Consider the following 20212-nt stretch of genomic DNA (forward strand, 5'->3'; position numbering starts at 1 on the left):
ACGATGTCACGCCGCACGGGACGACGCCTCCGGCGCCCGCCCGGTGCCCAGGAACTCCTCCAGGAGCGGCACGAGCAGGGCCGTGCGCCGCATCAGCGTCATGTGGGTGGTGTCGGGGAGGACGGCGAGGCGCGCGTCGGGGATCAGCTCCCGCATCTCGGCGGCGTGCTCCACGCGCACGAAGTCGCGGTCCCCGACGACCAGCAGCGTGGGTGCCGTCAGCCCGCGCAGGTCGTCGGCGCTCCAGGGCAGCGGGCCGTGGGCGGCCTGCGAGCACTTGTCGACGAAGTCCTGGAAGTGCTCGGGGTGCGGAGCGGCGGCCGCGTAGGCGTCGGCCATCTCCTGGAAGTCGGCCTCGCTGGGCAGCAGCGGTGAGTCGTAGTCGGGGGTGCGGACCTCCTCGCGGTAGCCGCCCTGGGTGTACTGCGTGGCGGCGAGCACGAGTCGTCCCACCCGCGCGGGGTGCCTGACGGCGACCTCCAGCGCGGTCAGCCCGCCCAGGCTGAACCCGAGCAGGTCGGCCCGCTCGATGCCGAGCGCGTCGAGCAGGGCGACCACGTCACCCGCCAGGTTGGGCACGGTGATGGCGCGCTCGATGTCGGCGGTGTGGCCGTGCCCCTGCAACTCGGGGGCCACGATGTGCCGGCCGGCGGCGAGCGCGGGCAGCAGGGCGCCGAAGCTCAGTCCGACGGTGAGGACACCGCCGTGCAGCAGGACCAGCGGACGCCGGGTGCCGTCCCGGCCGGTGCCGTGGATCTCGTAGTACATCTCCAGGCCGTCGAGGTCGGCGTGGGCGGAACTGTTCGGCACGGTGATCACGTCCGTTTCTGGGAGGTGCGTCTCCTGGGCAGACCGTCCCGCCTCGCGGAACTCATCGCACGCGCACCGGCGTGGCCGCCGTTCAGCGGGCGTCAACCGTTTGCGTATGCGGGCGGCCCACGCTGGCCGTGGACGAGTTCGGCGCCCGTCGGGGGAACGGGGGAACACCTTGCTGCGGATCCACTTCACCGGACAGGACCTGGAGAACATCAGACTGGCGCGCGGCCCCGATCCGCTGTGGGAGATCGTGTGCAGCGTCTGCCGCCTCCAGACACGGGAGGGCGCGCTCGCCTTCGACCCGTGGCGGCGGCAGGTCAGGGCCCGGCTGCTGCGCGACGGCACGGCCCGCCGGGCCGCGCTGGCGCTGCGTGGCCTGGTGCCGTTCGGCGCGTACTTCCCGGACTTCCTCACCCCGCCCGTAGAGGGCCACCACGTGACCCTGCGGGACGGCGTCGAACGGGTGCTCGCCACCCCGCGCGGCCGCCTCCGGCACGAGCTGGCCCTGCTGGCCGCGTCCGGCGCGCGGCCGGTCCCGGGCGCGGCGGCACTGGCCCGGGGCGACGTGACGGCGCTCGGAGAGCTGGGCGGCGGCCTGCGCGCCTACGACGAGGCGTTGCTCGAACCCGTGCGCGACCGGATCGGGTCGGCCGTGGGCGCCGACCTCGCCTGGCGCACCCGCGCCCTGGTGACCGGCGGGACGGCCGCCCTGCTGGCCACCTTCCGGCCGGTGGCGGTGTGGCGGCCACCGGTGCTCGAAGTGGACTATCCGGTCCGGCGCGACCTGCACCTGGAGGGGCGTGGGCTGCTGCTCGTGCCCTCGTACTTCTGCTGGCGGCGGCCGATCACCCTGGTCGACGCGGACCAGAGCCCCGTGCTGGTCTACCCGGCGGACAAGACGGTCGTCCCGGCGCCGCTCACCGGGTTCGCCGCGCTCACCGCCCTGGTGGGCCCCACCCGGGCCGCGCTGCTCCACGAGGCGGCCGGACGCGCGTGCGGGACGACGTCCGAGCTGGCGGCGGCGGTCGGCATCTCGCTGCCCAGCGGCAGCCAGCAGCTGGCGGTGCTGCGGGAGGCGGGCCTGCTCACGACGCGCCGGGCCGGCAAGTACGTCCTGCACTCGGTGACCGCCCTGGGTCTGCGGCTGCTCGGCGACGATTTGGCTGGGTCCGAACAGTGGTGCGCGAACGGCACCCGCGCCAGGAACCTGCCGGTGCAGGAAACCGCAACGGAGGGAATCCCATGAAGCTCTTCCACCGCGCACTCGCCGGCGGCGCCGCGTCCGTCGCCCTCACGGCCGGGCTGCTGGGCGCCGGCACGGGGGCGGCGTCCGCGGCACCGGTCGCGGACTCCCAGTACGGATGTCCGGTCGGGGCCGTCTGCATCTACCCGCAGGGCGAGTACTGGAAGGACAGCAAGCCGACCCACTTCTACTACTCCCGGGGGGTGCACAAGCTCTACGACCAGTTCGGAGACCACTGGGTCTACAACAACCAGACCGACGGCTGGACCGTGCGGCTGTGCACGGGCGGCAACGGTACGGGCTGCGGCGACCGCATTCCCCCGGACTGGGCCTGGAACCGCAACCTCACGCCCATCAACTCGATCAAGATCGAGTCGTAGCACCAGGCAGCGCCGGGTGGTCCGCGACCACCGTGCACGAGCCCGGCGCGATCTCCGTGAACCCGGCGTCGCGGACCACCGGCAGGCCACTCGTGGTCAGGCCGCTCCAGCGGGCGGGATCCGGCGTGCGCACGGCCAGCGGGTAGCCCGCCGCCCGCCACGCCGCCCGCGCCCCGGCGTCCAGCTCCCACCAGGCGAGCTGGGCGCCGTGGCCCGCCTGGGCCATGGCCTTGCCCGCCGACATGTCCAGGTCCGGGTTCATCCAGAGCACCGGCGCCGAGAGGTCGGCCTCGACCGGCGGCTCCGGATCCTCGAGGTCGGTGCCGGAGACCTGGAGACGGGCCAGGTCCTTCGGCCAGCCGTCCAGCGGGACCGGGGGAAAGACCCGGACCTCCGCCGACCCGCCGGCGACCGTGATGCCGGGCAGCGCCTCGGCCCGCCGCCACTCGGCGCCGCGGGCCCGGCGCACCACCTTGCGGATGCGCGCGTCCTGCCAGTCCCGCACCGCCTGCGCCCACTCGCCGTCGCCGGCCGACCGCTCGTCGCCGAGCATCACCAGCACCGCCCGGGCCGCGGTCTCCAGCGCGTCGGTACGGGCCGGCGGCGCCACCCGCTCGATGCGCACCACCAGCGGCAGGACGAACTGCGGCGCGAGATCGCGGTCGCCGGGTTCGGGACGGAAGGGGCTGTCGGGGACGGGCGTCGTCGCTTCGTTGCTCACGCCCCCAGTCTGCCAATCCGCGTGCCGGTCAGCCCGAGCAGGCCGTGCGCTGCGCCTCCTGCCACTCGCAGACCGGGCAGTATGTGATGCCCTTGTACGACTCCGGGTACTCCGTCGGTTCCCGGCACAGCACGCACTCCGCGTACGGCGGCCCGTCGGCCTTGGGCGGCCGGGTGGCGTCGATGAGGCAGTAGTCGTTCGGACCCCGTTCGTCCGGACCCTGGTCGTCGTCGCTGTTCATCTCTCCAGCGTAGGCCCGTCAGGCGCGGCCGTGCGCGGTGCCGATCAGCTCCGAGACCTTCACGAAGCGGTAGCCCCTCTCGCGCAGTTCGGGCACGATCGTCCGGACCGCCCGCTCGGTCACCGGGGCGGCGCTGCGTGTGCAGTGCATGACGACCACCGACCCCGGCCGCACCCCGTCCAGCACCTGCCGGGCCACCGCGTCGGCGTCGGTCGCGAAGGCGTCCCCGCTCACCACGTCCCACTGCACGGCGGTGACACCGGCGGCGGTCAGCTCCCTGCGGGCCGCCTCGTCGTAGCAGCCGCCGGGAAAGCGGAAGTAGGGCATCGCGTCCCGGACCCCGGCCTTCCGGAACGACGTGTACGCCCGCTCCAGGTCCGAGCGCATCCGGTCCCGGGCCACGGTCGGCAGTCCGTAGCAGTCGTCGGTGTAGGCGTAGTGGCTGTAGGAGTGGTTGGCGATCTCGAACCGCGGGTCCCGGCCGATGGACCGGGCCGCGTCCGGGTACTCCTCGGCCCACCGGCCGGTCATGAACACCGTGGCCGGCACCTTCAGCCGCCGCAGCGTCGCGATCAGCCCGGGATTGTCGAAACGCTCACCCGACGCCGCCCGGGGCCCCTGGTCGGCGGTCATGTCGGCGTCGAAGGTGAGCGCGACCGTCTTGCCGGCGGTGCGCGAGCCGTGTTCGAAGACGGGGGTCAGACCGGCCGGGCCGGGCGCGAGCGTCGGTGGCCGGGAGGGTTTCGACGGGGCGGTGGAGGGCGCGCTGGGCGCCGGTCGGGGCGCCCGCGGGGACTCGGAGGTTCCGCAGGCGGCGAGGGCGGCGCCCAGCACGCAGAGGGCGGTGGCACGACGTACGAGAGTGATCACCGTACGAACGTATGAGTGTGTTCTTCGGTTTGTACGACTATGGGGCGTGACGTGCCCCGAGGCTCACCCTCCCGGGCCTACCCGCGCCAGGGACCCGTGACCGCGAAGGTGGTGCCGGGTGTGTAGCAGTTGACGTACATCGTGTCGCCGTCGGGGGAGAAGGTGACCCCCGCGAACTCGCCCCACTCCGGCGCCTCGGGCGTCCCGATGTTCTGGGCGCCCCGGGCCATCGCGTACACCTCGCCGCGCCGGGTCACCCCGAACACGTGCTGGGCGCCCCCGCCGTCCTCGCAGACCATCAGGCCGCCGCTGGGAGCCAGGCAGATGTTGTCCGGGGACTCGCCCGGCAGCTGCACGTCGGTGTCCGGACCGAAGACGATCACCAGGGTCAGGCGGCGCCGTTCGGGGTCGTAGCGCCAGATCTGCCCGTAGTGGTCGGCGGCCGAGCCCTCGTCGCTGTGGGCGAAGGACGACACGAAGTACACGCACCGCCCGCCCCAGTAGCAGCCCTCCAGCTTCTGCGCGTGGGTGATGCCGCCCCGGCCGAAGTCCTGGAAGCGGATCGGCGTCCCGGTGGCCAGCGGGTCGGGTACGTCCACCCACTCGATGCCGTCGAATTCGGCGCCCGTCTCCTGGATCGAGGACAGGTCGGGCACGCCGGGCACCCGCATCGCCTGGAGCCTGCCGCCCGCCCGCAGTGAACCCCGGCCGCCGAGCGGCTTCTCGGGCAGGAACCGGTAGAACAGTCCGAACGGCCGCTCGAACGCGTCCTCCGTCTCGTACACGACGCCGCGCCGCGGGTCCACGGCGATCGCCTCGTGCTGGAAGCGGCCCATCGCGGTCAGCGGTACCGCGCCGGTGCGGTGCGGGTCGACCGGGTCGACCTCGAAGATGAAGCCGTGGTCCTTCGTGTAGCCGTTGGTGCCGGCCTTGTCCTCGGTCTCCTCGCAGGTCAGCCAGGTGTGCCAGGGCGTGGGCCCGCCCGCGCAGTTGACGGCCGTACCGGCGATCGCGACCCGCTCGGACAGCACGCGGTTGCGGGAGTCCAGCGCCAGCGCCGTACAGCCGCCCTTGCCCTCGGGGTCGTAGGTCAGGCCCTTGACCGTCGGGACCGGGACGCGGCCGTCCTCGCGGTTCTCGTGGTTGCGGACCAGGTGGACCCCGCCGTGCCGGCCCGGGAAGGCGGCCATGCCGTCGTGGTTGGAGGGCACCGGGCCCTCGCCGGAGCGCAGCCGGTCGCCCTCGCGGGACAGTACCCGGTAGCGGAAGCCCCTGGGCAGGTCGAGCAGGGCGTCGGGGTCGGGCACCAGGGGGCCGTAGCCGGTGTGGCCCAGGGTCTGGGCCGCGGCGGTGCCGGCGAAGAGTTCGGAGAGGGCCCCGGTGAAGGCGATGCCTGCGCCCAGGGCTCCCGTGCGGGCGAGTACCTGACGTCGGGTCGCCTCGTTGCTGGACATGGTCATGGGGGAAACCTTCCTGCTGGCGGACAGGATTGTGACCCCGCCGTGTCTATCACCTGCCAGGAGTCCCGGGAACCACGCGCGTAGCACGTGTCACTGCTCCACGGGGTGCTCCTGAGCCTTCTCCAGGAACCGCAGCAGCTCCACCGGGAAGGGAAGCACGAGGGTCGAGTTCTTCTCGGCGGCCACCGCCACCACCGTCTGCAAGAGGCGCAGTTGCAGCGCCGCGGGTGTCTCGGACATCTCCCGAGCCGCCTCCGCGAGGACCTTCGAGGCCTGCAGTTCGGCGTCGGCGTTGATGACCCGGGCCCGGCGCTCCCGGTCGGCCTCGGCCTGCCGGGCCATCGAGCGCTTCATGGTGTCGGGCAGGGACACGTCCTTGATCTCCACCCGGTCCACCTGCACGCCCCACCCCACGGCCGGGCTGTCGATCATCAGCTCCAGGCCCTGGTTCAGCTTCTCCCGGTTGGACAGCAGGTCGTCCAGCTCGCTCTTGCCGATGATCGAGCGCAGGGAGGTCTGGGCCATCTGGGAGACGGCGAAGCGGTAGTCCTCGACACGGACCAGCGCGTTGGCCGCGTCGATCACCTTGAAGTAGACGACGGCGTCCACCCGCACCGTGACGTTGTCGCGGGTGATGCCCTCCTGGGCGGGCACCGGCAGGGTGACGATCTGCATGTTCACCTTGTGCAGCCGGTCCACGACCGGCACCACCATCGTGAACCCGGGCCCGCGCACCTCGCCCGCGAGCCGCCCGAGGCGGAAGACCACCCCGCGCTCGTACTGCTTGACGACCCGCGCGGCCGAGGCGACGTACACCACCCCGGCGCTTCCCACGGCCGCGGCCGCGGTCAGGAGCTCCTCGAGCATGACGGCCTCCTCGCTCAGAGGTCCGATTCATCTGCTCCTGCCACGATATTCCCGACGCCCGGTCCGGGGCCATGGCCCCGGACCGGGGTGTGCCGCTACACCGAGACCGCCTTCGGCGGTTCCGTGACCGTCACCGGGTCCGTGCCGGCGGTGCTGTGCCGTTCGGCCCAGTTCTCCAGGGCCGTGCGACAGGCGTGGTCCAGGTGGTGCAGGCCGGACAGGTCCAGCTCGACCGGGCGGTCCTGCGGCAGCGACTCCAGGCTCTCCAGGATCTTCGGCAGCCGCAGGAAGGTCGCGTTGCCCGACAGGTGGGCCTGGACGGGGCCCGCGCCCTTGTCGACGATCTCCAGCTTGAGGTGCGACGCCTCCCAGGCGGTCTTGACCACGGACAGGGCCAGACCGATCAGCACGCCCTCGAACATGTTCACCGCGACGATCGACACGGCCGTGACCACCAGGATCAGCGCCTCGCCCCGGTGCTCCCGCCACAGCGGCACGATGCCGCGGAACGGGATCAGCTTCCAGCCCGCGTGGACCAGGATGCCGGCCAGCGCGGGCAGCGGGATCAGGGCCAGCGCGGACGGCAGCAGCGCGGCGAACAGCAGCAGCCACACGCCGTGCAGCACCCGGGACGCCTTGGTCTTCGCACCGGCGCTCACATTGGCGGAGCTGCGCACGATGACCGCCGTCATCGGCAGCGCGCCGAGCACACCGCACACCGTGTTGCCGGCGCCCTGCGCCATCAGTTCCTTGTTGTACTCGGTGCGCGGCCCCTTGTGCAGCCGGTCCACCGCGGCGGCGCTGAACAGGCTCTCCGCCGAGGCGATCAGGGTGAAGGCGATGATGGTGCCGAGGAGCCCGATGTTCGCCAGCTCGCCGAAGGCGCCGGCGCCGGGCGGCTGGATGGAGTCCAGCAGGCCGTTGACCTCGACCGTCGCGACCGACAGGCCGAACACCGCCGTGACCGACGTGGCCAGGACGACCGCGGCCAGCGCGCCCGGCAGGGTCTGCGCCCGCTTCGGCAGCCGCTTCCACAGCACCATGACCGCGACGGTGCCGGCGCCCAGGGCGAGCGAGGTGAGCGCCTCGGTGCTGCCCAGCGCGTCGGCGGCGGCGCCGGGCAGCCCGGTGAGCTTGTCCAGGCCGGAGGCGGGCGCCTCCAGTCCGGCGGCCGCGTAGAGCTGTCCGGCGATGAGCACCAGGCCGATGCCGGCCAGCATGCCCTCGACCACCGACAGTGAGATCGCCCGGAACCAGCGCCCCAGCTTCAGGGCGCCCATCGCGAGCTGGAGGAGGCCGGAGGCCAGCACGATCACACCGAGCGCGGGCAGTCCGTACTGGTCGACCGCGCCGAAGACCAGAACGGTGAGGCCGGCGGCCGGGCCGGACACCTGGAGGCTGCTGCCCGGCAGGAGTCCGGTGACCAGGCCGCCCACGATGCCGGTGACGAGGCCGAGTTCGGCCGGGACGCCGGAGGCGACGGCCACGCCCACGCACAGCGGGAGCGCGACCAGGAACACGACCAGCGAGGAGGTGACGTCCTGCCGCCAGTGGGGGAACTTGGCTATGCGGTTCATGCCGGCGCTCACAGGGTCTCGAACGCGTCGGTGTCCGCGCTGTGTTGGCGTACGGCCCCGGTGTGGACCTCGTAGTACCAGCCGTGCAGCCGCAGCCGGCCCTCCGTCAGGCGTTGTTCCACGCAGGGGTAGGAGCGCAGCCGCTCCAGTTGCGCCAGGACGTGGTGCTGCACGGCCTCGGCGACGGTCGGGTCGGCGGGGTCGCAGGGCTTCGGCTCCTCGGCGGCGTACGCCAGCCAGTCGCGCACGGCGGGTACGGCGCTCAGGTCGTCGCCGCGCACCAGCGCGCCGACGGCGCCGCAGTGCGAGTGGCCGCAGACCACGATGTCGCCGACGCCGAGCACCGCCACGGCGTACTCGATGGTGGCGGCCTCGCCGGAGGGGTGGCCGGTGCCGTGCGGCGGGACGACGTTGCCCGCGGTGCGCAGCTCGAAGAGCCGGCCGGGCCGGGCGCCCGTGATCAGGGCCGGGACGACCCGGGAGTCGGAGCAGGTGATGAACAGTACTTCGGGCGACTGGCCTTCGGCGTGCCCGGCGAACTCCTCAGGGCGCTGTCCGAACGTACGGGCGTTGTCGATGAGGGGTTGCATGATGCGGGATTCCTCCTGGCGCGCAGTGGGGGCGCGTCGGATGGGCAGGACAGAGGTGGGGGGGGGCGATCCGGCCGTCCCTCAGCAGCGGAAGACCTGAAGTGCCGCCGGGGAGTGGTCCGTCGAGGGTCTGGACCGGTGGTCGGCGTGCCGCCCGGAGGCGGCCACCTCGGTCCACGCGAGCGGGCGCTCGGGCGGACCGGGCGGGGGCGCGGTGGTGGTGCGGTGCCGGTCGCGGACGCGAGTGGCGTCGTGGGCGTTCGCGCAGCGGCCGCTGTCGTGACAGCCGGCCCGCTCCTCGTACGGCGCCGTGCCGGAGAGAGTGGTTCCGGGGTGGGCGTTGGCCATGGCGTCACGGCTCGTATGCGCGAATGCGAAGGACGCGGCCGGAGCGAAGAGCAGGAGCACGATCAGGACGGCGGCGGGGAACGGAATCCGCGTCCGCGCCGTCGTGCCTCGGAACATGCGCCCCCCTCCAGGCATTTCACGCCTTCGATGTGTGCCGGTGCATGGTCGGTGCACGGTCATCGCTTGGTCAACGCATGGTCAATGCGTGGTCAAGAAACACGTTAACCCTGCAAAGAGCTTTGCAGGGTTAACGTAGCGTTACGAGCTGAAGAGAGCCTGAAAATCGCGGGTCGGTTGGCGCGAAGCGGCCGTTCTCAGGGCGTGTCGGGGCCGTCGACCAGGCGCGCGGCGTCCCGGGCCAGCGCGGTGAGCCGCGAGATCGCCCGGAAGTACTTCTTGCGGTAGCCGCCCTTCAGCATGTCCTCGCCGAAGAGTTGGTCGAAGGGCAGTCCGGACGCCAGGACGGGCACCTCGCGGTCGTAGAGGCGGTCCGCGAGCACCACGAGGCGCAGCGCCGTCGACTGGTCCGGGACCGGGCGCACCCCGGTGAGGCACACCGCCGCGAGGTCGTCGGTCAGGGCGCCGTAGCGGCTGGGGTGGACGCGGGCGAGGTGGTCGAGGAGCGCGCCGAAGTCGTCGAGCGAGGCGCCCGCGGTGGCTCGCGCCGCCCGGGTGACCTGCTCGTCGGAGTGCGGTGCCGGGGCCTCGGGCAGGCCGCGGTGGCGGTAGTCCTCGCCGTCGATGCGCAGGGTGCGGAAGTGGGCGGACAGGCCCTGGATCTCGCGCAGGAAGTCCACCGCCGCGAAGCGGCCCTCGCCGAGCTTGCCGGGCAGCGTGTTGGAGGTGGCGGCGAGTGCCACACCGGCCTCGACGAGCCGGGCGAGCAGGCTGGAGACGAGGACGGTGTCGCCGGGGTCGTCCAGCTCGAATTCGTCGATGCACAGGAGGCGGTGCCCGGAGAGGGTCCGCACGGTCTGCTGGAAGCCGAGGGCGCCGACGAGGTTGGTCAGCTCGACGAAGGTGCCGAAGGCCTTGCGGGAGGGGTCGGCGGGGGTGGCGTGCCACAGGGAGGCCAGCAGGTGGGTCTTGCCGACCCCGTAGCCGCCGTCGAGGTAGACGCCGCGGGGGCCGGCCGGGGCCTTCGGCGCCTTGCTCCGCCCGAACCCGAGGAACCCGCGCCGCCCGGTGCCCGCGCCGGACGGCTCGCCCAGCCCGCCCGCGAACTCCTCCAGGACCCGTACGGCCTCGTGCTGGCTGGGCTGGTTCGGGTCCGGCACATAGGTCCCGAACCGGACCGAGTCGAACCGCGGCGGCGGCACCATCTCGGCGACCAGGTGGTCGGCGGGCACATGCGGCTCACGAGCACACAGGGACAAGGGATCGGCCCCGGCTATCGGGGTGGACCCGGGGCCGGCGGCGGAGGAGGAGGGCGACACGGTGGTCCATGGTAGGCCCTGCGGGCCCGGGGCCCCGGTCGAGCGGCCGGCGCCCCCGGTGCCGGTGGCGGCCCCGGGCCGGGGCGCCCCCGGTGTCCACGGCGTCCCCGGGGCTGGTGCGGGTGTGCGGCCGGTGCCTTGGACGCGGGCCTGCCCGCGGTGTGTGGGCCGCGCGGCCGAACGCGGCAGATCTTGATCCTGTCGGCCCCGCCACAGCGGCAGCCGCAGCCGCCGACGGCTCCGGGGCCGATGCGGGCGCCCGGCCGGGGCCCTGGACGCGGGGCCTGCCCGCGGCACGTGGGTCCGGAGGTGCGTGGGGCCCCCGCGGCGATGCGGCGGACCTCGGCGCCACGGGGTCCCACCGGCGGCTCCGGGGCCGGTCCGGGTTCCCGGGGCGTGGAAGACTGCATCGCATGCGACGTCTGTTCCCTGTGATCGATCAGACAGCCGGCCCCGGGGCGGGCCCGGACCCCGACGGGGGTGATCGGGAATGGAGCCTGGCCGAGCTGGCGGAGGCCTACGCCTATCCCGTGCCGGACGGGCGGCGTGCGGCGTGGCTGCGGGCCAACATGGTGTCCACCCTCGACGGCGCCGCCCAGCACGAGGGCCGTTCCCAGCCCATCTCCAGCGCGGCCGACATGCGCGTCTTCGGGACCCTGCGCGCGCTCGCCGACGTGGTGGTCGCCGGCGCCGAGACCGTACGGCAGGAGGGGTACCGGCCCGCACGCGCGCGTGCCGAGTTCGCGGAGGCGCGGCGGGCGGCCGGGCAGACCCCCGTGCCCGCGGTCGCGGTGGTCAGCGCGAGCCTGGAGCTGGACCTCACCCTGCCGCTGTTCACCGCCCCGCTGGTGCCCACCCTGATCCTGACCGGGGCAGCCGCGCCCCGGGACCGGATCACGGCCGCCGAGAAGGCGGGCGCCCGGGTCGTGATCGCCGGGGACGGTGCCGGTGTGGATCCCGTCCGGGCCGTCGGCGCGCTGGCCGGGCTCGGACACACCCGGCTGCTGACCGAGGGCGGCCCGCGGCTGCTGGGCCAGTTCGTCGCGGCCGGTGTGCTGGACGAGCTGTGCCTGACCGTGTCCCCGATGCTCACCGCCGGGGACGCCCAGCGGATCGCGGGCGGGCCCCCCGTCGGGGTGCCGCGGCGGTTCGCGCTGGCGTCCCTCCTGGAGGAGGAAGGTTTCCTCTTCAGCCGCTACCGGCGGGACTAGGACATACCGTCCCGGGCAGACGACGGCCACCGGATACGGGTTCGGCCGTACCGCACCTCCGGGAATCGACGGAACCGTCCGTTCCGTTTGGTCCGCGCCGGGCACACTGAATCCGGCAGTACCCGAGCGATCACGGGGCAGGATGGTTTCCGCAGGGTCCGGTACGGCCTACGGAGGGTGGGCCCACGGGCCCTCGAAGGAGAAGGGGCGCCTGGTGTTCACAAGCGTTTTGATGATCGAGAAGGCCCTGACGTCCGCCGACGTGGAGTTCGTCACCACCTTGCACGGCGAGGAGACGGTCGCCTTCCACGTGCTGCTCCAGCCGCGCGGCGATCAGGCCGACAGGCTGTTGAGAGCGATCGACGACGTCGCGCTCGGCGAGCTGGACGACGCCGTCCGGGAGGGTGAGACGCCCGAGGGCGACGACGCGCAGAGCGTCGGCCGGCGGGCACTGGCGGTCTCCCTCACCGCCCTGCGCGCGTCCGGCGCCGAGGCCGAGGGCCGGCTGATCGAGGACCACCCGCTGGAAGAGCTGAGGTCCCTGGTCCTGGAGATCGGCGCCGACGAGGTGATCGTCCTGACGGACCCGCACTACGTGGAGGAGTTCTTCCACCGCGACTGGGCCTCCCGGGCCCGGCACAAGGTCGGCGTGCCGGTCCTGAAACTGTTCTCCCACAGCAAGGCATAGGCTGGTGCCGCGCCCCCGCCCAGGGGGCGCGCCAACCAGCAGACCACCCGCCGCACCCCTGGGAGAACAGCGCATGGCACCCGGCCTTCCCACCGCCATGGACCGACCGCACTTCATCGGCATCGGCGGCGCCGGAATGTCGGGCATCGCCAGGATCCTCGCCCAGCGCGGCGCCCAGGTGGCGGGCAGCGACGCCAAGGAGTCCGAGACCGCCGAGGCGCTGCGCGCCCTGGGCGCCACCGTGCACATCGGGCACGCGGCGGAGCACCTCGCCGACGACGCCAGCTGCGTCGTCGTGTCGTCCGCGATCCGCCAGGACAACCCGGAGCTGGCCCGCGCCGCCGAGCTGGGCGTCCCGGTCGTGCACCGCTCCGACGCCCTCGCCGCCCTGATGAACGGCCTGCGCCCGATCGCGGTGGCCGGCACCCACGGCAAGACCACCACCACCTCGATGCTCGCGGTCAGCCTGTCCGAGCTGGGCCTCAACCCCTCGTACGCCATCGGCGGCGACCTGGACACGCCCGGCTCCAACGCCCTGCACGGCGACGGCGAGATCTTCGTGGCCGAGGCGGACGAAAGCGACCGCAGCTTCCACAAGTACGCCCCCGAGGTCGCCATCGTCCTCAACGTCGAGCTGGACCACCACGCCAACTACGCCTCGATGGACGAGATCTACGAGTCCTTCGAGACCTTCGCCGACCGGATCGTCCCCGGCGGCACCCTGGTGATCGCGGCCGACCAGCAGGGCGCCCGAGAGCTGACGCGGCGCCTGGCCGGCAAGGTGCGGACCGTGACCTACGGGGAGTCCGAGGACGCCGACGTGCGCATCCTGTCGGTCGTCCCGCAGGGCCTGAAGAGCGAGGTCACGGTGGTGCTGGACGGCACGGAGCTGACCTTCGCGGTCTCCGTCCCCGGCCGCCACTACGCCCACAACGCCGTCGCCGCCCTCGCCGCGGGCGCCGCCCTCGGCGTCCCCGCCGCCGAGCTGGCCCCCGCCCTGGCCGCCTACACGGGCGTCAAGCGGCGCCTCCAGCTCAAGGGCGAGGCGGCCGGCGTCCAGGTCGTCGACTCCTACGCGCACCACCCCACCGAGATGACCGCCGACCTGGAGGCCATGCGCGCCGCGGTCGGCGACGCCCGCATCCTGGTCCTCTTCCAGCCGCACCTCTTCTCCCGCACCCAGGAACTGGGCAAGGAGATGGGCCAGGCCCTGTCCCTGGCGGACGCCTCGGTCGTCCTGGACATCTACCCGGCCCGCGAGGACCCGATCCCGGGCATCACCAGCGACCTGATCATCGAGGCGGCCCGGGCCGCCGGCGCCGACGTCACCCCGGTCCACGACAAGGCCGGGGCGCCCGCGGTGGTCGCGGGAATGGCGAAGGCCGGCGATCTCGTTCTCACCATGGGCGCGGGCGACGTCACCGACCTCGGACCGCGCATCCTGGACCAGCTGTCGAGCACCGGAAACTAAGGGGCTGAGGACTCATGTCGTACGACGTCGAGAAGCCGGACGAGCAGTGGCGCGCGGAGCTGGCCCCGGCCGAGTACGCCGTGCTGCGCCAGGCCGGCACCGAACCGGCCTTCACCGGTGAGTACACCGACACCAAGACCGAGGGCGTCTACTCCTGCCGGGCCTGCGGCGCGGACCTGTTCACCTCCACGACCAAGTTCGAGTCGCACTGCGGCTGGCCGTCCTTCTTCGACCCGAAGGACACCGACGCGGTCGAGCTGATCGAGGACCGCTCGCACGGGATGGTCCGCACCGAGGTGCGCTGCGCCCGCTGCGGCTCGCACCTCGGGCACGTCTTCCAGGGCGAGGGCTACCCGACCCCGACCGACCAGCGGTACTGCATCAACAGCATCTCGCTGCGGCTGACGCCCGCGGAGGACTGAGTCACCGGGCGGCGGACGCGTCACGGGCGGCGGCCGGGAGCGTCACGGTGAACACCGTCGCGCCCGGCTCGCCGTCCACCTCGACCGTGCCGCCGTGCGCGCGCACCAGCGAGGCGGCGACGGACAGGCCCAGGCCGCTGCCGCCCCGGTCGCGGCTGCGGGCCTTGTCGACGCGGTAGAAGCGGTCGAAGATCCGTTCCCGGTCCGCCGCCGGGATGCCCGGCCCCGCGTCGGCCACCGACACCCGGACCGCGTCCGCCCCGCCGGAGACGGTGACCGAGACCGCGGTGCCCGGCGGCGTGTGCACGGCCGCGTTGGTGAGCAGGTTGTCGAGAACCTGCCGGATCCGCTGCGGGTCGAGCCGCAGCTTCACCACCGCCGCACCCGTCCGCACCGTCAGCGGACGGTCCGGGTGCCCGGCGCGGAAGGCGTCCGCGGCCTGCCGCACCAGCTCCGTCAGATCCGCGTCCTCCCGGCGCAGCGGCGCCTCCACCTCGTCGGCGTCCAGCCGGGCGAGCAGCAGCAGATCGTCGAGGAGCACCCCCATCCGGGCGGCCTCGGCCCGCAGCCGGGCCAGGTGCCGCTCCCGTTCCGCGGGCTCGTTGGCCGCCGCGTACTGGAAGAGGTCGGCGTAGCCCCGCACCGACATCAGCGGCGTGCGCAGCTCGTGCGAGGCGTCGGCGACGAACCGGCGCAGCCGCCGCTCCGCCTCCGCCCGCACCGCCAGCGACGCGTCGATGTGCTCCAGCATCGTGTTGAACGCGGTCCGCAGCTCCGCCACCTCCTGCCCGCCGTCGCGCCCGTCGGCCCGCAGCGGGAGCCGGGCCGCCGACTCGGTGAGGTCGTGCGAGGCGATGCCGTGCGCCGTGCTCGCCATGTCGCTCAGCGGCTTCAGGCCGCGCCGCAGCATCCGCCGTCCGAACACCACCAGGGCGAGCAGCGCCAGCCCGAAGGCGACGACCTGCACCGTGATCAGCTGGTCGACGGTGTCCTCGACGTCTCCCATGGGCGCCGCGCTGACCAGCACCACCCCGGGCTCCACCTCGCAGGCGCGCAGCAGGTAGGGGCCGTGCCCGCCGAGCCGCACCGTGCGGGTGATGTCCTCCTCCGAGCGTGCCATCGTCCGCGCCAGGTCGGTCAGGGCCCGGCTGTCGGCCGGCACCTCGGCGGGCGTGCGCAGGTCGACCGAGGTGCCGGAGACGTCGTACACGGCCGTGTACCAGCCGTAGTACGGCTTGCGTTGCACCGTGCCGTGCGTCGCCGCGTCCTTGGACTGCACGACCTGCACCAGCTTCATCTGGTCGGCGAGCTGCCGCTCCAGGTAGTCGCGCATGTACGCGGTCAGCACCGTGCCGACCACCGCGAACACCACCAGCGACAGCACCCCGAGGCCCAGCGCCAGCCGGGTCCCGAGCCGCAGCCCCCGGTAGGCGCGCCACCACCGCCGGATCACCGGGCCGTCTCCCGGACCGCGTACCCGAAGCCCCGCACCGTCTGGATCAGCGGCTCACCCGTGTCGTCGAGCTTGCGCCGCAGCCGGCTGACGACCAGCTCGACGACGTTGGACCGGCCGCCGAACCCGTACTCCCAGACGTGGTCGAGGATCTGCGCCTTCGTCATCACGGACGGCGACCTGCGCATCAGGTAGCGCAGCACCTCGAACTCCGTCGGCGTCAGCGACAGCCGCCGCCCGCCGCGCCGGACCTCGCGCGTGTCCTCGTCCACCTCCAGGTCCGCCACCCGCAGCACCGACCGCGGGGACGCCGGCCCGGTGCTGCGCCGCAGGACCGTCCGCAGCCGGGCCATCAGCTCCTCCACCGCGAACGGCTTGACCAGGTAGTCGTCACCGCCCCGGGTCAGCCCCGCCACCCGGTCGGCCACCCCGTCCCGCGCCGTCAGGAACACCACCGGCACCATCGTGCCCGAGTGGCGCAGCCGGTCCAGGACGCCGAAGCCGTCGACGTCCGGCAGCATCAGGTCGAGCACCACGATGTCCGGACGGAACCCGGCGGCCAGCCGCAGCGCCTGCTCGCCGGTGTTCGCGGTGACCGCCTCCCACCCCTCGTAGCGGGCGACCGTGGCCACGAGATCGGCGATGGGCGGGTCGTCGTCCACGACGAGGAGTCGCACTTTGTCCACCCGCACATACTGCGCCACCTGCCGCCCGAACCCCTAGGGGCCGACCGGCCGGACTGCCGCAGGGGCGTCAGGCGCTGCGGCGGGCGGTGAGCAGCAGATACTCCCACTCGAGGACACCGTCCTCGAGCGCACCGCGCGCCAGGTCCACGAGAGCCGCGTCCAGGGCGGCGGTGCGTTCGGGGTCGTCGGCCAGGTTCCGGTAGACGCTGATCGTCGGCCCGTACGCGGACTTGAAGAACGCGCGGAAGTCCTCCGGCTCGCCGAACGTGTCCACGCGAAGCGACCGCCGCCGCGCTTCGACGCCCGTGACACGGTCACCGAGCAGCATCCGCACGTGCTCCTCCCGACCCCACAACGGCGGAGGCTGGGCACCGGGAGGAGGCGGCGGCGCGAACGGTTTCATGGTCGCGAACATCTGCCCGACGAACCCCTCGGGGGTCCAGTTCAGGAGCCCGATCGTGCCACCCGGCCGACACACCCGCACCAACTCGTCGGCGGCGGCCTGGTGATGGGGAGCGAACATGACGCCCACGCAGGACATCACGGTGTCGAAGGACCCGTCCTCGAACGGCAGATCCTCGGCATCCGCCTCCTGCCAGCTCACTGCCGCGCCGCGCGCTTCCGCCTCGTTCCGGCCCACGTCCAGCAGTTCGGGAGTGAGGTCGGAGGCCACCACGTCCCCGCCGGCCAAGGCGGCCGGGATCGAGGCGTTCCCCGATCCGGCGGCCACGTCCAGCACGCGGTCGCCGTCCTTGATCCCACAGGCCGCCACGAGGGCGGGGCCCAGACCGGCCACGACGTCCCGCGCCACCGCCGGATAGTCGCCGAGGGCCCACATCGAGCGATGCTTCGCCTTGAGCGCGCGGTCGGCCTCACGCGCCTGTGCCGTCCCGGTCATGTGACCCGCCTCCACGCGGTACCGATGGCTGCCCTTCTTCGAGGATAGGGACGCGGCGGCCGACTCGCCCGGCGAGCACGACCTGCGAGGGGCGGTGTGAGCCGGATGCGTCCCAGCGGGCCCGCTTCTAGACTGGAACGGTGCCTGATCGCCTCGATGGCCCGAGTGGAGGCGCAGAGCGATGGCAACAGTCCTGTTCATGGTCAGTGGTGCGACGTACTGGGTGCTGAAGGACGGCACACGATATGCGACGGGCTATTGGGCGGAGGAGTTCGCCAAGCCCTACAAGGCTCTGACGGATGCCGGTCACGCCGTCGTGGTGGCGACTCCGGGCGGCACGACTCCGAACGTCGACATGATGAGCCTCCGTCCGTCGATGGCGGGCGGGGAGCAAGGTGCCCTGGACCTGGAGTCCATCATCCGGGACGCCGAAGTGATGCGTCGCCCGCTGAAGCTCTCGGACGTCCGCCTGGAGGACTACGACGCGGTGTACCTGCCGGGTGGGCACGGCCCGATGTCGGATCTCGCCTTCGACGCCGACGCCGGTCGGCTCCTGACGGCACAACTCGGTTCGGGCGAGCCGTTGTTCATCGTGTGCCATGCGCCCGCCGCGATGCTGGCGACACGGATCCACGGAGTGTCGCCGTTCGAGGGGTACAAGGTCACGGGTTTCACCAACGACGAGGAAGAGGGCGTGGGCCTGGCTCCCCGGGCGACCTGGCTCCTGGAGACGGACCTGAAGGACAAGGTCGGTGTCCAGTACAGCCGGGGGCCCGTCTGGGAGCCGTACATGGTCGAGGACAGGAATCTGGTCACCGGGCAGAACCCGGCCTCCGCCGAGGTGCTGGCCGAGCGAATGCTGAAGATCCTCGCCTGAGCCGTCGCCCGCTGCGCAGGATGACCATGGAATCCACGAACACCGCCCTGGTCGTGCAGTCCGGCGAAGCGGTCGGCGCACAACTGACCGACGGGGCGTTCGAGTTGCTTGCCGACGGCGGAGCGGTGAGCGCCAGTCGTCTCACGCTCGTGACCGGGGCGGACGGCGCTCCGCCCCCCAACACCAGCTGTCCCACGAGGTCTTCCACGTGCTGGGTGGGACGATGCTCTTCCGGCTCGGGGACACTCTGACGACGGTGGGCAAGGGAGGCTCGTCATCATCCCGGCTCACGTCCTTGCAGCCGCACCCGAACGTTCCCGGTCCGACCGGATGACCCTGCGCGGCGCGTGGGTTCAGAGCAGCTGCTGACCGCCGTCGATGTCGTACGTGGCCCCGGTCAGCGCCTCGTTGCGCATGATGTGGAGGGCCAGACCGGCGACGTCCTCCGGCCCGACCACGCGGCGGATCGGCAGGGTCGACCTCAGTTCCTCCCGCCTCGCCTCGAGGCGATCGCCCAGCAGGGATGCCGAGAGCGGTGTGTCGACGAAGCCGGCCGCGATGAGGTTCACGCGCACGGGGGCCAGTTCGAGGGCCAGATTGGCGGTGAGGGCGGGGAGCGCCGCGGTGAGCGCCGCGATCACCGTCCGCCCGACGCCGGGCCGCCTGCCTCCGGTGCCGCCGATGAAGAGCAGCGTTCCCCCGGCTCGGACCTTGTCCTGAGCGTACTTCGCGATAGCCAGGGTCATGGCCAGGCGGTCACCGAAGTGACGGCTGGTCTCGCCGATTTCCATCTCGGCCAGCGGCAGATACGACGGCCCGCCGGCCGTGGAGATGACGTGATCGACGGGGTGCGGCAGATTCCGGAAGAACGTCCGGACTCCGTCGGGGTCCGTGGCGTCGAACGTGGCCGTACCCAGCGGCTGGATCTGTGCCGCCGCTCTTTCCAGCCGCTCCGCGTTCCGCCCCGTCATGAACACCTGGCCGCCCTCGGCGCGCACGCGGCGAGCGGTCTCGAAGCCCATACCCGAGCTGCCACCGATCACCACGACGACTTGCCCGGCAAGCCCGCCGTCCTTCTGCTCATGGGTCATCGCAGACCTCCGATCAGGCAGCCGGAACCGTGGACGAGAATACCGGGCCGAAGAAATACCCACCATTCGACGCGTTTTGTTTTGGTACTCGTCGCGGCCACGGACGTGGGAACCGATGATGAGGGCGGCGGATGAATTGCCGAGGCTGCCCCCATGCCTATCCTTGAAGCGAGATGTGACGAGACGGCCGAATTACGGAGTCGTACATGGCAACAGCCCAGAGATTGTCGGCTCTCGCCGTCGCACTCGGCGGCGAGCCGCGCATCGAGGAGGGCGACCTGTCACTCGCGCTGGCGGCCGCCGAACTCATCGATCTCACGGAGGCGCAGGCCGTTCTTCTCCACGGCGACCGTCTCCTGCCCGCCGCGCGGGTGGGAACCGGCTCCCCGATGCTGATCGAGGCCGCGTCGGAGCTTGTCCGGGACGCCCCCTACGAGACGGTCGTGGGATGGCTGTGGCGCCGGGGCAGCGGCCTGGCCGGACGCTACCGAGTCGCTGTGGAGGATGCCAGTCACCTCCACCGTCACGCGGCCGAAGCCGTGCGGGACTGGAACGACCCCGTCCTTGCCCACCTCGCGGCAGCGGCCGGGATGCGTCCGACGCCCCCCGACGACGCTTCCGCGGACCTCGATCACGATCAGGTCGCCATCCTGGGTGAGGTGCACCAGGCCGTCACGCAACTGGCCGCCGAAAGGCAGCGCAGGTCGATCGAGCGAGGCCCCTTCGAAGGCATCCTGCGCGGTTTCTGACCCCGCCGCCGAACCCGGACGGCCTACCGACGCCACCGGATGGGATCACCAGGACGGGCCGGTCGCGCCCGGTTCGTGCAGCATGACCTCAAGGAGCCGCGGACCGGCACCTCGGGC

22 protein-coding genes are annotated in these 20212 nt (G+C 72.6%); 8 read left to right on the plus strand and 14 right to left on the minus strand.

Features of this window, described 5'->3' with window-relative positions; all coding sequences use genetic code 11:
• Nucleotides 1–6: 6 nt before the first annotated feature.
• Nucleotides 7–810 (minus strand): alpha/beta fold hydrolase, encoded by an 804-nt coding sequence (locus tag OIE75_RS30535; RefSeq protein ID WP_329472862.1) that lies wholly within the window; start codon nucleotides 808–810, stop codon nucleotides 7–9.
• A 178-nt stretch (nucleotides 811–988) separates the two neighbouring features.
• Here OIE75_RS30535 and OIE75_RS30540 point away from each other — a divergent pair, with 178 nt between their 5' ends.
• The gene (locus OIE75_RS30540; RefSeq protein WP_329472863.1) at nucleotides 989–2062 is read left to right on the plus strand and encodes a helix-turn-helix domain-containing protein; all 1074 of its coding nucleotides are present in this window, start codon (nucleotides 989–991) and stop codon (nucleotides 2060–2062) included.
• Nucleotides 2059–2439: a hypothetical protein gene (locus tag OIE75_RS30545; protein ID WP_329472864.1), complete on the plus strand. Its 381-nt coding sequence runs from the start codon at nucleotides 2059–2061 to the stop codon at nucleotides 2437–2439. The genes OIE75_RS30540 and OIE75_RS30545 overlap by 4 nt, the downstream gene beginning before the upstream one ends.
• Here OIE75_RS30545 and OIE75_RS30550 read toward each other — a convergent pair.
• The 9 genes from OIE75_RS30550 to zapE all read right to left on the minus strand — a co-directional run bounded on the left by OIE75_RS30550 (nucleotide 2423) and on the right by zapE (nucleotide 10549).
• Nucleotides 2423–3160: a peptidyl-tRNA hydrolase gene (locus OIE75_RS30550; protein ID WP_307015689.1), complete on the minus strand. Its 738-nt coding sequence runs from the start codon at nucleotides 3158–3160 to the stop codon at nucleotides 2423–2425. The genes OIE75_RS30545 and OIE75_RS30550 overlap by 17 nt on opposite strands.
• Before the next feature lie 28 nt (nucleotides 3161–3188).
• Nucleotides 3189–3401 carry a hypothetical protein gene (locus OIE75_RS30555; protein ID WP_307015691.1) on the minus strand — a complete coding sequence of 71 codons (213 nt, stop codon included), beginning with the start codon at nucleotides 3399–3401 and terminating at the stop codon, nucleotides 3189–3191.
• A gap of 18 nt (nucleotides 3402–3419) precedes the next feature.
• On the minus strand, nucleotides 3420–4271 hold the full coding sequence (locus OIE75_RS30560; protein ID WP_329472865.1) for a polysaccharide deacetylase family protein: 852 nt from the start codon (nucleotides 4269–4271) through the stop codon (nucleotides 3420–3422).
• Nucleotides 4272–4348: 77 nt separating this feature from the next.
• Complete coding sequence (locus tag OIE75_RS30565) at nucleotides 4349–5731, minus strand: PhoX family protein (RefSeq protein ID WP_329472866.1); 1383 nt, start codon at nucleotides 5729–5731, stop codon at nucleotides 4349–4351.
• Nucleotides 5732–5821: 90 nt separating this feature from the next.
• On the minus strand, nucleotides 5822–6598 hold the full coding sequence (locus OIE75_RS30570) for a slipin family protein (protein ID WP_307015694.1): 777 nt from the start codon (nucleotides 6596–6598) through the stop codon (nucleotides 5822–5824).
• Between the two features lie 95 nt (nucleotides 6599–6693).
• A complete protein-coding gene (locus OIE75_RS30575; RefSeq protein WP_329472867.1) occupies nucleotides 6694–8175 on the minus strand; it encodes a SulP family inorganic anion transporter in 1482 nt (493 codons plus the stop codon).
• 8 nt (nucleotides 8176–8183) lie between these two features.
• The gene (locus OIE75_RS30580; RefSeq protein WP_307015697.1) at nucleotides 8184–8765 is read right to left on the minus strand and encodes a carbonic anhydrase; all 582 of its coding nucleotides are present in this window, start codon (nucleotides 8763–8765) and stop codon (nucleotides 8184–8186) included.
• 81 nt (nucleotides 8766–8846) lie between these two features.
• Complete coding sequence (locus OIE75_RS30585; RefSeq protein ID WP_307015699.1) at nucleotides 8847–9230, minus strand: hypothetical protein; 384 nt, start codon at nucleotides 9228–9230, stop codon at nucleotides 8847–8849.
• A 197-nt stretch (nucleotides 9231–9427) separates the two neighbouring features.
• A complete protein-coding gene (zapE, locus tag OIE75_RS30590; RefSeq protein WP_307015700.1) occupies nucleotides 9428–10549 on the minus strand; it encodes a cell division protein ZapE in 1122 nt (373 codons plus the stop codon).
• A 413-nt stretch (nucleotides 10550–10962) separates the two neighbouring features.
• On the opposite strand from zapE, the gene OIE75_RS30595 reads away from it, so the two are divergent.
• From OIE75_RS30595 to msrB, 4 genes are all read left to right on the plus strand, one after another.
• Entirely contained in the window at nucleotides 10963–11760 is a 798-nt protein-coding gene (locus OIE75_RS30595; RefSeq protein ID WP_307015701.1) for a pyrimidine reductase family protein, read from the plus strand.
• A 214-nt stretch (nucleotides 11761–11974) separates the two neighbouring features.
• Entirely contained in the window at nucleotides 11975–12448 is a 474-nt protein-coding gene (locus OIE75_RS30600; RefSeq protein ID WP_307015702.1) for an indole-3-glycerol phosphate synthase, read from the plus strand.
• Between the two features lie 73 nt (nucleotides 12449–12521).
• Nucleotides 12522–13919, plus strand: coding sequence for a UDP-N-acetylmuramate--L-alanine ligase (gene murC, locus OIE75_RS30605; protein ID WP_329472868.1), 1398 nt, complete (start codon nucleotides 12522–12524; stop codon nucleotides 13917–13919).
• Nucleotides 13920–13933: 14 nt separating this feature from the next.
• The gene (gene msrB / locus OIE75_RS30610) at nucleotides 13934–14341 is read left to right on the plus strand and encodes a peptide-methionine (R)-S-oxide reductase MsrB (RefSeq protein ID WP_064730354.1); all 408 of its coding nucleotides are present in this window, start codon (nucleotides 13934–13936) and stop codon (nucleotides 14339–14341) included.
• A 1-nt stretch (nucleotide 14342) separates the two neighbouring features.
• On the opposite strand, the gene OIE75_RS30615 is transcribed toward msrB, so the two are convergent.
• The 3 genes from OIE75_RS30615 to OIE75_RS30625 all read right to left on the minus strand — a co-directional run bounded on the left by OIE75_RS30615 (nucleotide 14343) and on the right by OIE75_RS30625 (nucleotide 17378).
• Entirely contained in the window at nucleotides 14343–15794 is a 1452-nt protein-coding gene (locus OIE75_RS30615) for a sensor histidine kinase (RefSeq protein WP_307015705.1), read from the minus strand.
• The gene (locus OIE75_RS30620) at nucleotides 15791–16480 is read right to left on the minus strand and encodes a response regulator transcription factor (RefSeq protein ID WP_307015706.1); all 690 of its coding nucleotides are present in this window, start codon (nucleotides 16478–16480) and stop codon (nucleotides 15791–15793) included. The genes OIE75_RS30615 and OIE75_RS30620 overlap by 4 nt, the downstream gene beginning before the upstream one ends.
• Before the next feature lie 67 nt (nucleotides 16481–16547).
• Complete coding sequence (locus tag OIE75_RS30625) at nucleotides 16548–17378, minus strand: class I SAM-dependent methyltransferase (RefSeq protein ID WP_307015707.1); 831 nt, start codon at nucleotides 17376–17378, stop codon at nucleotides 16548–16550.
• Between the two features lie 181 nt (nucleotides 17379–17559).
• On the opposite strand from OIE75_RS30625, the gene OIE75_RS30630 reads away from it, so the two are divergent.
• On the plus strand, nucleotides 17560–18255 hold the full coding sequence (locus tag OIE75_RS30630) for a type 1 glutamine amidotransferase domain-containing protein (RefSeq protein WP_307015708.1): 696 nt from the start codon (nucleotides 17560–17562) through the stop codon (nucleotides 18253–18255).
• 353 nt (nucleotides 18256–18608) lie between these two features.
• On the opposite strand, the gene OIE75_RS30635 is transcribed toward OIE75_RS30630, so the two are convergent.
• Complete coding sequence (locus OIE75_RS30635; protein WP_329474083.1) at nucleotides 18609–19346, minus strand: SDR family oxidoreductase; 738 nt, start codon at nucleotides 19344–19346, stop codon at nucleotides 18609–18611.
• 206 nt (nucleotides 19347–19552) lie between these two features.
• On the opposite strand from OIE75_RS30635, the gene OIE75_RS30640 reads away from it, so the two are divergent.
• Nucleotides 19553–20095 (plus strand): GPP34 family phosphoprotein, encoded by a 543-nt coding sequence (locus tag OIE75_RS30640; protein ID WP_329472869.1) that lies wholly within the window; start codon nucleotides 19553–19555, stop codon nucleotides 20093–20095.
• Nucleotides 20096–20212 lie beyond the last annotated feature (117 nt).

The sequence above is a fragment of the Streptomyces sp. NBC_01723 genome, from assembly GCF_036246005.1.
In the GTDB taxonomy this organism is placed as follows: domain Bacteria; phylum Actinomycetota; class Actinomycetes; order Streptomycetales; family Streptomycetaceae; genus Streptomyces.